Below are 13,668 nucleotides of genomic sequence, written 5' to 3' on the forward strand. Positions count from 1 at the left end.
GCAAAGCCGGCGTACGTTCGGCGTGGATGGTAAGCGGTTGAATTGAAAAGAAATTTGCCTCGATAAAGAGGCAGCCTGGTGAGAAAGTGTCTATGAAAGCAGGTCTGTACCAACCAGATGAATTCAAGGATAACTGTGGTTTCGGCCTGATTGCCCATATGCAGGGCGAGCCCAGTCATCACCTGTTGCAGACGGCCATTGAGGCTCTGACCTGCATGACCCACCGCGGTGGGATCAATGCCGACGGCAAGACCGGTGACGGTTGCGGCCTTCTGATCCAGAAGCCGGACCAGTTCCTGCGCACCGTCGCCAAAGCGACATTCGGTAGCGATTTGCCCAAGCAATATGCGGTGGGCATGGTGTTCTTCAATCAGGACCCGGTCAAAGCCGAAGCCGCCCGCGAACACATGAATCGCGAAATCCTCGCCGCCGGCCTGCAACTGGTGGGCTGGCGCAAGGTGCCGATCGATACCAGCGTCCTCGGCCGCCTGGCCCTGGAGCGCCTGCCGCAGATCGAGCAGGTCTTCATCGGCGGCGAGGGCCTGAGTGACCAGGCGTTCGCCATCAAGCTGTTCAGTGCCCGTCGTCGCTCATCGGTGGCCAATGCCGCCGATACCGACCACTACATCTGCAGCTTTTCCCACAAGACCATCATCTACAAAGGCCTGATGATGCCGGCGGACCTCACCGCCTTCTATCCGGACCTCAGCGACCCGAGCCTGAAAACCGCGATCTGCGTGTTCCACCAGCGCTTCTCCACCAACACCCTGCCGAAATGGCCCTTGGCGCAGCCGTTCCGCTTCCTGGCGCACAACGGCGAGATCAACACCATCACCGGCAACCGCAACTGGGCCCAGGCCCGGCGCACCAAGTTCGCCAACGACCTGATCCCCGATCTCGACGAGTTGGGCCCGCTGGTCAACCGTGTCGGTTCCGACTCCTCGAGCATGGACAACATGCTCGAACTGATGGTGACCGGTGGTATCGACCTGTTCCGTGGCGTGCGCATGTTGATTCCGCCGGCATGGCAGAACGTCGACACCATGGACGCCGACCTGCGCGCGTTCTATGAATTCAACTCCATGCACATGGAACCGTGGGACGGCCCGGCGGGCGTGGTGATGACCGAAGGTCGTCACGCGGTCTGCCTGCTCGACCGCAACGGCCTGCGTCCAGCCCGTTGGGTGACCACCAAGAACGGCTATATCACCCTGGCGTCGGAAATCGGCGTGTGGAACTACCAGCCGGAAGATGTCATCGCCAAGGGCCGTGTCGGTCCTGGGCAGATCTTTGCCGTGGACACCGAAACCGGCCAGATCCTCGACACCGATGCCATCGACAACCGCCTGAAGTCGCGCCACCCGTACAAGCAGTGGCTGCGTAAACACGCCCTGCGTATCCAGGCGACCATGGAAGACAACGACCATGGTTCGGCGTTCTACAACGTCGAGCAGCTCAAGCAGTACATGAAGATGTACCAGGTCACGTTCGAAGAGCGCGACCAGGTGTTGCGTCCGTTGGGCGAGCAGGGCTATGAGGCGGTCGGCTCCATGGGCGACGATACGCCGATGGCGGTGCTGTCCCAGCGTGTGCGCACGCCGTACGACTATTTCCGCCAGCAGTTCGCCCAGGTGACCAACCCGCCGATCGACCCGCTGCGTGAAGCCATCGTCATGTCGCTGGAGATCTGCCTCGGTGCCGAGCGCAACATCTTCGAAGAGTCTCCGGAGCACGCTTCGCGGGTGATCCTCAGCTCGCCGGTGATCTCCCCGGCCAAGTGGCGCTCGCTGATGAACCTCGAGCGTCCGGGCTTCGCTCGCCAGGTCATCGACCTGAACTACGACGAGAGCGTCGGGCTGGAAGCTGCGGTGCGCAACATCGCCGACCAGGCCGAAGAAGCCGTGCGTAGCGGGCGGACCCAGATCGTCCTCAGCGACCGCCATATCGCCCCGGGCAAGCTGCCGGTGCATGCGTCCCTGGCGACCGGTGCGGTGCACCACCGCCTGACCGAGAAAGGCCTGCGCTGCGACAGCAACATCCTGGTGGAAACCGCCACCGCACGCGATCCGCACCACTTTGCCGTGCTGATCGGTTTCGGTGCCTCGGCGGTCTATCCGTTCCTGGCCTACGAAGTGCTGGGCGACCTGATCCGTACCGGCGAAGTGCTGGGCGATCTCTACGAAGTCTTCAAGAACTACCGCAAGGGCATCACCAAGGGCCTGCTGAAGATCCTCTCGAAAATGGGGATTTCCACCATCGCTTCCTACCGCGGTGCGCAGTTGTTCGAAGCCATCGGCCTGTCCGAGGAAGTGGTCAACCTGAGCTTCCGTGGCGTACCGAGCCGGATCAAGGGCGCGCGTTTCGTCGACCTCGAAGCCGAACAGAAACTGCTGGCCGGCGAAGCCTGGAGCGCGCGCAAGCCGATCCAGCAAGGCGGCCTGCTGAAGTTCGTCTACGGCGGTGAGTACCACGCCTACAACCCGGATGTGGTCAGCACCCTGCAAGCTGCCGTGCAGCAGGGCGACTACGCCAAGTTCAAGGAATACACCGCGCTGGTGGACAACCGTCCGGTGTCGATGATCCGCGACCTGTTCCAGGTGAAAACCCTGGAGACGCCGCTGGCGATCAGCGAAATCGAACCGCTGGAGTCGATCCTCAAGCGCTTCGACTCGGCGGGTATTTCCCTCGGCGCCCTGTCGCCGGAAGCCCACGAAGCCCTGGCGGAAGCCATGAACCGCCTGGGCGCGCGTTCCAACTCCGGCGAAGGCGGCGAAGACCCGGCGCGTTACGGCACCATCAAGAGCTCGAAAATCAAGCAGGTGGCCACCGGCCGTTTCGGTGTGACCCCGGAATACCTGGTCAATGCCGAAGTGCTGCAGATCAAGGTCGCCCAGGGCGCCAAGCCCGGTGAAGGCGGGCAACTGCCCGGCGGCAAGGTCAACGGCCTGATCGCCAAGCTGCGTTATGCGGTTCCGGGCGTGACCCTGATCTCGCCACCGCCGCACCACGACATCTATTCCATCGAAGACTTGTCGCAGCTGATTTTCGACCTGAAACAGGTCAACCCGAAGGCGCTGGTCTCGGTGAAGCTGGTGGCGGAAGCCGGTGTCGGCACCATCGCCGCCGGCGTGGCGAAAGCCTATGCCGACCTGATCACCATTTCCGGTTATGACGGCGGCACCGGTGCGTCACCGCTGACGTCGATCAAATACGCGGGTGCCCCGTGGGAACTCGGCCTGGCCGAAACCCACCAGACCCTGCGCGGCAACGACCTGCGCGGCAAGATCCGGGTGCAGACCGACGGCGGCCTGAAAACCGGCCTCGATGTGATCAAGGCGGCCATCCTCGGCGCCGAAAGCTTCGGCTTCGGCACCGCGCCGATGATCGCCCTGGGCTGCAAGTACCTGCGCATCTGCCACCTGAACAACTGCGCCACCGGCGTCGCGACCCAGAACGAGAAGCTGCGCAAGGACCACTACATCGGGACCGTCGACATGGTGGTGAACTTCTTCACCTACGTCGCCGAGGAAACCCGTGAGTGGCTGGCCAAGCTCGGCGTGCGCACCCTTGAGGAACTGATCGGGCGTACCGATCTGCTGGAAATCCTCAAAGGCGAAACCGCCAAGCAGAACCACCTGGACCTGACGCCGCTGCTGGGCAGCGATCACATCCCGGCGGACAAGCCGCAGTTCTGCCAGGTCGAGCGCAACCCGCCCTTCGACAAGGGCCTGCTGGCCGAGAAGATGGTCGAGATGGCCCTGCCGGCGATCAACGACTTGAGCGGCGCGGACTTCTCCCTGGATATCTGCAACTGCGACCGTTCCATCGGCGCGCGGATCTCCGGTGAAGTCGCCCGTCGTCACGGCAACCAGGGCATGGCCAAGGCACCGATCACCTTCCGCTTCAAAGGGACGGCGGGTCAGAGCTTCGGCGTGTGGAACGCCGGTGGCCTGCACATGTACCTGGAAGGTGACGCCAACGACTACGTGGGCAAGGGCATGACCGGCGGCAAGCTGGTGATCGTTCCGCCTAAAGGCAGCATCTACAAGACTCAGGACAGTGCCATCATCGGCAACACCTGCCTGTACGGCGCAACCGGCGGCAAGCTGTTTGCGGCGGGTACGGCGGGTGAGCGTTTCGCGGTGCGTAACTCCGGTGCCCACACCGTGGTGGAAGGCACGGGCGATCACTGCTGCGAATACATGACCGGTGGTTTTGTCGCGGTTCTGGGCAAGACTGGCTACAACTTCGGCTCGGGCATGACCGGCGGTTTCGCCTATGTGCTCGACCAGGACAACACCTTCGTCGACAAGGTCAACCACGAGTTGGTCGAGATCCAGCGGATCAGCGGCGAAGCGATGGAATCCTATCGCAACCACTTGCAGCATGTGCTGGACGAATACGTCGAGGAAACCAACAGCGAATGGGGTCGCAACCTCGCTGAAAACCTTGATGATTACCTGCGTCGTTTCTGGCTGGTCAAGCCCAAGGCTGCCAACCTGAAATCGTTGCTTTCCAGCATCCGTGCGAACCCGCAGTGATATGCGCCTGAAGAGTTTGATGAGGTTTTTGTAATGGCTGAACGTCTGAGTAACGACTTCCAGTTCATCGATGTCGGGCGCAAGGATCCGAAGAAGAAACTGTTGCGTCAGCGCAAGAAAGAGTTCGTGGAGATCTACGAACCCTTCAAACCCCAGCAGTCGGCCGACCAGGCCCACCGCTGCCTGGGGTGCGGTAACCCGTATTGCGAATGGAAGTGCCCGGTGCACAACTTCATTCCCAACTGGCTGAAGCTGGTGGCCGAGGGCAATATCCTCGCCGCCGCCGAGCTGTCCCACCAGACCAACACCCTGCCGGAAGTCTGCGGCCGGGTGTGCCCGCAGGATCGTCTGTGCGAGGGTGCCTGCACCCTCAACGACGGTTTTGGCGCGGTGACCATCGGTTCGGTGGAGAAGTACATCACCGACACCGCGTTCGCCATGGGCTGGCGTCCGGACATGTCCAAGGTCAAGCCGACCGGCAAGCGGGTCGCGATCATCGGTGCCGGGCCTGCGGGCCTGGGTTGTGCCGACGTGCTGGTGCGCGGCGGGGTGACCCCGGTGGTGTTCGACAAGAACCCGGAAATCGGCGGTCTGCTGACCTTCGGCATTCCCGAGTTCAAGCTGGAAAAGAGCGTGCTGAGCAATCGCCGCGAAGTCTTCAGCGGCATGGGCATCGAGTTCCGCCTCAACACCGAGGTGGGCAAGGACGTGACCATGGAGCAACTGCTCGCCGAATACGATGCCGTGTTCATGGGCATGGGCACCTACACCTACATGAAGGGCGGCTTTGCCGGCGAGGACCTGCCGGGCGTCTACGATGCCCTGGATTTCCTCATCGCCAACGTCAACCGTAACCTGGGCTTTGAAAAGTCGCCGGAAGATTTCGTCGACATGAAGGGCAAGAAGGTCGTGGTCCTTGGTGGTGGCGATACGGCGATGGACTGCAACCGGACCTCGATTCGCCAGGGCGCCAAGTCGGTGACCTGTGCCTATCGTCGGGACGAGGCGAACATGCCCGGCTCGCGCAAAGAGGTGAAGAACGCCAAGGAAGAAGGCGTGAAGTTCCTCTACAACCGCCAGCCGATCGCGATTGTCGGTGAAGACAAGGTCGAAGGCGTGAAGGTGGTCGAGACCCGTCTCGGCGAGCCGGACGCCCGTGGCCGTCGCAGCCCCGAGCCGATCCCGGGCTCCGAGGAGATCATCCCGGCCGACGCCGTGGTCATCGCCTTCGGTTTCCGGCCGAGCCCGGCGCCATGGTTCGAGCAGTTCAGCATCGAGACCGACAGCCAGGGCCGCGTGGTGGCTCCGGAACAGGCTCAGTTCAAGCACCAGACCAGCAACCCGAAGATTTTTGCCGGTGGCGATATGGTGCGCGGTTCCGACCTGGTGGTGACGGCGATCTTCGAAGGGCGCAATGCCGCTGAGGGGATTCTCGATTACCTGGGTGTCTGATCGACACCTGATGTCCGCGACAAATTGACCCGATAGACAAAAGGCACGGCTCTTGCCGTGCCTTTTGCGTCGCGCTCTGAGAAAATGCCCGTACTTTTTTTCCGGATGCCGACATGACTGCCCTGAAGAACGACCGTTTCCTTCGCGCCCTGCTCAAGCAACCCGTGGACGTCACTCCTGTGTGGATGATGCGCCAGGCCGGTCGCTACCTGCCGGAATACCGCGCCAGTCGCGCCAAGGCCGGCGACTTCATGAGCCTGTGCATGAACCCGTCGTTCGCCTGCGAGGTCACGATGCAGCCCCTGGACCGTTATCCGGGCCTGGACGCCGCGATCCTCTTCTCCGACATCCTGACCATCCCCGACGCCATGGGCCAGGGCCTGTACTTCGAAACCGGCGAAGGTCCGCGCTTCAGGAAAGTCGTCAGCACCCTGGCCGATATCGAGGCGCTGCCGATCCCCGATCCGCAGAAGGACCTGGGTTATGTCATGGACGCGGTCAGCACCATTCGCCGCGAGCTCAATGGCCGCGTGCCGCTGATCGGCTTCTCCGGCAGCCCCTGGACCCTGGCCACCTACATGGTCGAAGGCGGCTCGTCGAAAGACTTCCGCAAGACCAAGGCCATGCTCTACGACAATCCCCAGGCCATGCACCTGCTGCTGGACAAGCTGGCGCAGTCGGTCACTTCCTACCTCAACGGCCAGATCCTCGCCGGGGCCCAGGCCGTGCAGATTTTCGACACCTGGGGCGGCAACCTCTCGGCAGCGGCCTACCAGGAGTTCTCCCTGGCCTATATGCGCAAGATCGTCAGCGGCCTGATCCGCGAGCACGAAGGGCGCAAGGTTCCGGTGATCCTGTTCACCAAGAACGGCGGCCTGTGGCTGGAAAGCATTGCCGAAGCAGGGGCCGATGCCCTGGGCCTGGACTGGACCTGCGATCTGGGCGAAGCCCGTCGTCGTGTCGGCCACCAGGTCGCCTTGCAAGGCAACATGGACCCGACCGTGCTCTACGCCAAGCCCGAGGCCATCCGTACCGAAGTGGCGCGTATTCTCGCAAGCTTTGGCGAAGGTTCCGGCCATGTGTTCAACCTCGGCCATGGCATCACGCCGGAAGTCGACCCGGAACATGCCGGTGCGTTTATCAACGCCGTGCACGAGTTTTCCGCGCAGTACCATCGCTGATCTTCCCCGCGTCTCCTCAATGACCCCGCCTCGGCGGGGTTTTTGCGTTTAGTCCTTCGTGTTTTTCCTTATCCTGCTGCTACTGGTTCATTCTTCGCAATCTATTCGGGGTGCTGTCCGGATAACCACCGGCTTATCGACTTGTCCGTAAAGCCTTCCTCTATGGGGCGTCGGAGTATTCTTTTCTGGGCGTTAATGCGGAGACGTCTACTCAACATCTTCATGTTTGGTCGTGTCTAGTTACAAAGTCTTGGACGGAATTCGAACGCCTGGGTGAATAAGTGAAGTGGAGAGCTGTCGCGCGTCTTCACAGGATCTTTCCTACATATAAAAAAATACAGCTTCGTACAATGCGTACTCCGAAATTTAATTGTTTTGTAAGACGTGACGCCTTTGATGGGGTATGGAACTTTCGCGGTTGATCTTTGCGGTCAGGACGGCGGCGTAGATTGATTGGGTATCGATGGAAGTAAGAGGGGGACGTTCATCTTGGAGGGATGTCTGGCCACCCGATAAATAGGATAAGTCTGGAGTTGAATCGCATGAAAAGAAAGATGTCGGCACTTGGCAAGGCGTCGGGGTGTGTCTCTTCCCTGGCGGTCATCGCGACCCTGGTCGCCTCGCAGCATGTCGCCGCGCACGGTTATCTGAATGATCCGCCGTCCCGGGCCTTTGCTTGCCAGAAGGGCTTGAACAAGGATTGCGGTGGCGCGCAGTACGAGCCGCATAGCGTCGGTGAAACCGCCAAGGGCTTCCCGGCTACCGGCGTGGCTGATGGCAAGATTGCCAGTGGTGGGATAGCCCTGTTCGCTGCAATGGATATCCAGTCGGCCAGCCGCTGGTACAAGACCGAAATCACTGATCGTACGATCAACTTTGACTGGTACTACAAGGCCAGCCACCCGGCAACCAAGTATGAGTACTTCATTACCCAAAACGGCTGGAACCCCAACCTGCCGTTGACACGTGCTTCGTTCGATCTGACGCCGTTCTGCTTTGTGGATGCGGGCGGTCGACAGCCCATCGACAAGCCTCAGGGCAGTGAAGGGCCGGCTCGTGAGAAACATGAGTGCCAGATTCCCGCCGACAAGAGCGGGCATCATGTGATCCTGGGCATATGGACCGTGGATGACACCGGCAGTGCGTTCCACAACGTGGTCGACGTGAATATCGTGGCCGAGGAACAGGCGCCGGATGGCTGGAAAACCGTCGGTAACATCACGCCGACCCAAGCCCTGCTGGCCGGTGACAAGGTCAAGGCCCGCGCCATGACCGGTGAGGGTGAAAGTGCCGAGTACAGCACTGAAATCACCATCGCCGACAACGAGGAGGGCAAGCCGGAGAACTGGTCGTTCAAGCTGGCCGAGCAAATCAACCGGAGCCAGACGCTGGTCCGTGCCGGTGTCCGTGGTGAAGACGGTGCCATCGAGCCGATAAAGGGCATTAACAAGCTGTTCGCCAAAGCTGAAAGTGGTGTGAATCGTTATGAACTCGATGTGCTGATGCAGGAAGACGCTGATGCGAGCATGCGGATTTCCGCTATCGGCACCAACTTTGAACTCAAGGAAGGACGCTTGGCGATGCCTTTCCCGGTGCTCACCAACCGTAAAATGGACATCAAGGCCGAGCTCTTCGATGCCGCCAACAATCCAGTGGGCACCCTGACACAACTCGTGGAGGCCGGCAGCACCTGGCTGAACATGGACGTGCGTAGCGAGCCGGGTATCCACCAGCTCAAGTTGATCGGTGTGACCGTCGATGGCGGCCGTACCACTCGTCAGGATCTGGCATCCGTGGAGCTTGGCGGTGAAGGTGGCAGCCAGGATTACGACTTCGAGTATCCGCAGGGTATCGCAAGTTATCAGCCCGGGACCAAGGTGTTGTCCAGGGACGGTAACGTCTACGAATGCAAGCCGCTCCCCGTGGGTGACTGGTGCAAGATCGACAGCCATCACTATGTGCCTGGTGTCGGATCAAACTGGACAGATGCCTGGATCGCTAAATAACCCCTAAGGTTCAGCGCCGGGCTGTTGGGCAGCCCGGCGTATTCGGTTTATTGGCGATACTGTTACCTGGTTTTGGGTGAGCGCGATTGTTTTACTCTAGAACGCAAATCTTTCTTCACTGGCTGTCAGCCGTCGTTATTTTGTGGGCGCTGATCAGTGGCTTTTATATGGCCTTTTTGAATACTTCGCCAGTGCTTAAAGAAACTGTAGGTTCTTTTAATGTGTCTGTCACGGCGCTGTTTATTCCGTTTTTTATTGTCAGGATTTTTCTTTCTTTTCTTTCGAGGGGACAGATTGACCGAACACTCGCGCAGTGGACGGCTTTTTGGGTTCATAAAGTTATTTATCTGGTGACCGGCTTCGTATTGGCAACCGGAGTCATGATGATGGACCGGGCCATCAATCCATTTGGCCTTTTCTTGATCCCTGCCCCTATTGAAAATGTCGCACTCGTCGCTGTTTTCAAAAAGGTCCACGATGTTTCCTGCGTTGTTCTGGCAGTCCTGATGGTGTTGCATATTGGCGCTGTTATCCGCCATGAAGTTTCCGGTCATCGAATACTCCGGCGGATGCTGTGGTGAGTGGGCGAACCCTGAAGGACCGAATGGGCATCCTGAGCCTGGCGTTATGTGCGTTGCCGCTGGGTTATGCCGCGCTGTCGTTGTGGGGCGAACGGGCGTTTCGTCAGGCATTGCCGACGTTACCCACGGTGCAGGCCAACAGCCGGGCCGTGCCTGCCGAACGTGTGCCGCTCAATCATGCCGCCGTTGCCACGGTCATGGGGCTGGCGGCCCAGGGGGCTTTGGCCCGCAGCGCCGAGCCCTTGAAGTTGCGGGCCAGCTTTGTCTCCAGCGTCGGCGACTCCCGTGCCTTGCTGGCGGGGGCCGAGGGCCAGCGGATCTACCGGGTGGGGGAAAGCCTGCCGGGGGGCAGCATCCTGCGTCGGATCGAGAGCGGCCGGGTGGTGCTCTGGCGCAATGGTCGCGAGGAGCTGTTGGCTCTGGAACCGCCGGGCCGTACCACCTTGCAGAGGCTCAACGGGCCCGTGCCTGACGCCGCCGTCCCGGCTTCTTCCCTTTATCTTCGACCGACGGCCACGCAGCGCCAGAGTGAGTAAATGAACCGATCCTTCAAATCCGCCCGGCGCTGCCTGACGTTCTTGAGCCTGGTCGCCAGCCTGCTGTTGGCGCCGGGCCTGCGGGCCGACGAGCCGCAATGGCAACTGGCGATGAACGATGCCGAGTTGCGCGATGTGGTGCGGGAAATGTCCTCGATTCTCGGTACCACGGTGGTGCTCGACCCGCGGGTGCAGGGGCGGATCACGGTCCTTTCCGAACAGGCCCTGGACCGTGAAGGGGTGCGTCGGCTGTTCTATTCGGTGCTCGACGCGCATAACTTCACGGTGATCGACGAAGGCGACCGCATTCTTATCGCGCCGGTGGCCGATGCCCGTACCCGCGCCAGCAGCGTCAATAGTGCCAATGCCCTGGGCGGCCAGTTCGTCACCGAGGTGGTGGCGCTGGGCAGCAGCGTCGCGGCGGATATCGCCGGGCTGGTGCGGCCACTGGTCTCGGTCAACGGTTATGTCGGTCCGTCGGCGTCGGCCAATGCCCTGGTCATCACCGATAGCGCGGCGAATGTCCGACGCATCGCGAAGATCGTCCGGCAGTTGGACCTCGGGCAGAAGAATGCCCATGACGTCATCCAGTTGCGTCACGGTCTGGCCAATGAGTTGGCGCGGATGATGGAGCAATCCCTGGGCCGGCAAGGCGCCGAATCGGGGAGCCAGGTCATCGCCGATTCGCGCAACAACCGCCTGGTGATCATCGGCACCCAGGACGTACGCAAGCGCCTGATGGACCTTGCCCGTTCCCTCGACACCCCGGCGGCGAGCGTGGCCGACAATGCCCGGGTGATCCGTCTGCGGCACAGTGACGCCAAGCAGTTGGCCGAGGTGCTGGATGCCATGGGGCAGGGACTCGGTCAGGAAGCCGGCGCTGCCGCCAATCGCGACGCGACCACCGCCAAGGCCTTGGTCAAGGCCGACGAAAGCCAGAACGCCCTGGTGCTGATCGCCGAACCGAGCCAGATCCGCACCCTGGAAAACATTGTCCGGCAACTCGACCAGCCGCGTTCGCAGGTGTTGATCCATGCGGCGATTGTCGAGATTTCCGGGGATATCAACGAAGCCCTGGGCGTGCAGTGGGGCGGCAAGTCCGGCAGCATCGAGGGCGGGATCACCTTTGCCGGCGCCAATATCACCCTGCCCAAGCTCAGTGGCAGCAATGCCACGCTTCCCGATGGTGCCGTGTTGCGTGTCGGTAATGATCGTTTCGGCATGCTGGTGTCCGCCCTGGCGAGCAACACCCGCAACAACGTGCTGTCCACCCCCAGCCTGTTGACCCTGGACAACCAGGAAGCGGAGATCCTGGTCGGCCAGAACGTGCCGTTCAAGAGCGGTTCCTACCAGCCCTCCGATGACGGCAACGGCAAGCCCTACAACACGGTCACGCGCCATGATATCGGGATCAAGCTGAAGATCCGCCCGCATATCAATGAAGGTTCGACCCTGCGTCTGCAGGTCGAGCAGGAAAACTCCGAGCTGGCCAAGAGTGCGGAAATCACCGATGACCTGATCACCAACAAACGTGCCCTGAAGAGCACCATCCTGGCCGACGACGGCGAGATCATCGTGATCGGCGGGCTGATCAAGGACAGCGTCCGTGTCCAGGAAAGCGGTGTGCCGCTGCTGCGCGATATCCCGTACCTGGGTGCCCTGTTTCGCTGGAACAGCGAGAGGCATGAAAAAACCAATCTGATGGTGTTCCTGCGGCCGACCATCGTCCGCTCCAAGGAAGATATCTCCGAAGTCAGCGAGCAGCGCTACAACAGCCTGCGCCAGCTCAGTCAGCCCGCCGCCGGGAAGAGCAACTCGCTGTTGCTGCCGCGTGAGGCCCGGCAACTGTTCGACGGTGGCGACGCGGAGCCGGCGATCGACTTGCGACGGCAGAAGGTCGGGGCGCCATGACACCACGCCTGCCGTTCGGCTTTGCCCGTCGCTATGGGATCTTGCTGGAGCAGCAGGGCGAGGCGGCGTGCCTGGTGATTCGCGCCGACACGCCGTTGAGCGCCGTCTCCGAGGCCCGTCGCCTGATCGCCGGCGAACTGCCGTTGCAGTTGCTCGACGAGCCGGTGTTCGCCGCTCGCCTCGCCGCGGCCTACAGCGACGGCCATAGCGCGGCGCAGCAGGTGGCCCAGGGCCTGGACGACGAACTCGACCTGATGAGCCTGGCCGAACAACTGCCGCAGACCGCCGACCTGCTGGAGCAGGAAGGCGACGCGCCGATCATCCGCCTGATCAACGCGCTGCTCGGCGAAGCGGTACGCGAGAAAGCCTCGGATGTGCACCTGGAGACTTTCGAGCACAGCCTGTCGGTGCGTATGCGCATCGACGGCCAACTGCGTGAAGTGCTCAAGCCGAGGCGTGAGCTGGCCAACCTGCTGGTGTCGCGGATCAAGGTCATGGCCCGGCTGGACATCGCCGAAAAGCGCGTGCCCCAGGATGGCCGGATTGCCCTGCGGCTGGCCGGGCACGAAGTCGACGTGCGGGTTTCCACCTTGCCCTCGGCCCACGGTGAACGGGTGGTCCTGCGCCTGCTGGACAAACAGGCCGGGCGCCTCGATCTGCAGCGCCTCGGCATGCCGGCACAGGCCCTGGAGCGCTTCCAGCGCATTCTCGGCAAACCCCACGGTATCTTCCTGGTCACCGGCCCCACCGGCTCGGGCAAGACCACCAGCCTCTACGCGGCGCTGAGCAGTCTCAACGACCAGACCCGCAATATCCTCACCGTCGAAGACCCCATCGAGTACCACCTGCCGGGCATCGGCCAGACGCCGGTCAACCCCAAGGTCGAGATGACTTTTGCCCGGGGGTTGCGGGCGATCCTGCGCCAGGACCCGGATGTGGTCATGGTCGGCGAGATCCGTGACCGCGAAACCGCCGAGATCGCCGTGCAGGCGTCGCTGACCGGGCATCTGGTGCTGTCGACCCTGCACACCAACAGCGCGGTGGGCGCGGTCACTCGGTTGCTGGACATGGGCGTGGATGCGTATCTGCTGGCGTCGTCCCTGGTCGGGGTGCTGGCCCAGAGGTTGGTACGCACTCTGTGCCGCGAGTGCAAGAGCGACTATGTGGCGGACACGGCTGCCTGCCAGCGCCTGGGCGTCGACTCGAGCAACCCGCCGAGACTGTTCCGGGCCAAGGGCTGCGAGCATTGCCAGCAAGGCTATCGCGGCCGTATCGGGCTCTACGAACTGATCGGTATCACCCCGGCCCTGGCGGTACTTATCCACAACGGCGCCAGCGAGCCCGAACTGGTCCGTGAGGCCCGCATGACATCGCGCAGCCTGTTCCAGGATGGTCAACGACTGGTCCTCGAAGGCAGCACCAGCCTCGATGAACTGCTGCGCGTGACCCAGGAGGACTGA

Annotated in this window: 8 protein-coding genes; all 8 read left to right on the forward strand. The window is 61.8% G+C overall.

Annotated features, from left to right (window positions below; all coding sequences use genetic code 11):
• Positions 1-92: 92 nt before the first annotated feature.
• The 8 genes from gltB to gspE all read left to right on the forward strand — a co-directional run bounded on the left by gltB (position 93) and on the right by gspE (position 13,668).
• Positions 93-4,541 carry a glutamate synthase large subunit gene (gene gltB, locus CWE01_RS10245; RefSeq protein WP_100940412.1) on the forward strand — a complete coding sequence of 1,483 codons (4,449 nt, stop codon included), beginning with the start codon at positions 93-95 and terminating at the stop codon, positions 4,539-4,541.
• Positions 4,542-4,574: 33 nt separating this feature from the next.
• Entirely contained in the window at positions 4,575-5,993 is a 1,419-nt protein-coding gene (locus CWE01_RS10250; RefSeq protein ID WP_100940413.1) for an FAD-dependent oxidoreductase, read from the forward strand.
• A gap of 113 nt (positions 5,994-6,106) precedes the next feature.
• Positions 6,107-7,174, forward strand: a complete 1,068-nt coding sequence (gene hemE, locus CWE01_RS10255) for a uroporphyrinogen decarboxylase (protein ID WP_100940414.1) — start codon at positions 6,107-6,109, stop codon at positions 7,172-7,174.
• A 542-nt stretch (positions 7,175-7,716) separates the two neighbouring features.
• A complete protein-coding gene (locus CWE01_RS10260; protein WP_100940415.1) occupies positions 7,717-9,180 on the forward strand; it encodes a lytic polysaccharide monooxygenase in 1,464 nt (487 codons plus the stop codon).
• Positions 9,181-9,320: 140 nt separating this feature from the next.
• Positions 9,321-9,761: a cytochrome b/b6 domain-containing protein gene (locus tag CWE01_RS10265; protein ID WP_256346862.1), complete on the forward strand. Its 441-nt coding sequence runs from the start codon at positions 9,321-9,323 to the stop codon at positions 9,759-9,761.
• Complete coding sequence (locus CWE01_RS10270) at positions 9,758-10,297, forward strand: type II secretion system protein N (protein ID WP_256579338.1); 540 nt, start codon at positions 9,758-9,760, stop codon at positions 10,295-10,297. Before CWE01_RS10265 ends, CWE01_RS10270 begins: the two co-directional genes overlap by 4 nt.
• Complete coding sequence (gene gspD / locus CWE01_RS10275; protein ID WP_100940417.1) at positions 10,298-12,208, forward strand: type II secretion system secretin GspD; 1,911 nt, start codon at positions 10,298-10,300, stop codon at positions 12,206-12,208.
• Positions 12,205-13,668 carry a type II secretion system ATPase GspE gene (gene gspE, locus CWE01_RS10280; protein ID WP_100940418.1) on the forward strand — a complete coding sequence of 488 codons (1,464 nt, stop codon included), beginning with the start codon at positions 12,205-12,207 and terminating at the stop codon, positions 13,666-13,668. The genes gspD and gspE overlap by 4 nt, the downstream gene beginning before the upstream one ends.

This window comes from Pseudomonas sp. QS1027, assembly GCF_002814235.1.
Classification (GTDB): Bacteria; Pseudomonadota; Gammaproteobacteria; order Pseudomonadales; family Pseudomonadaceae; genus Aquipseudomonas.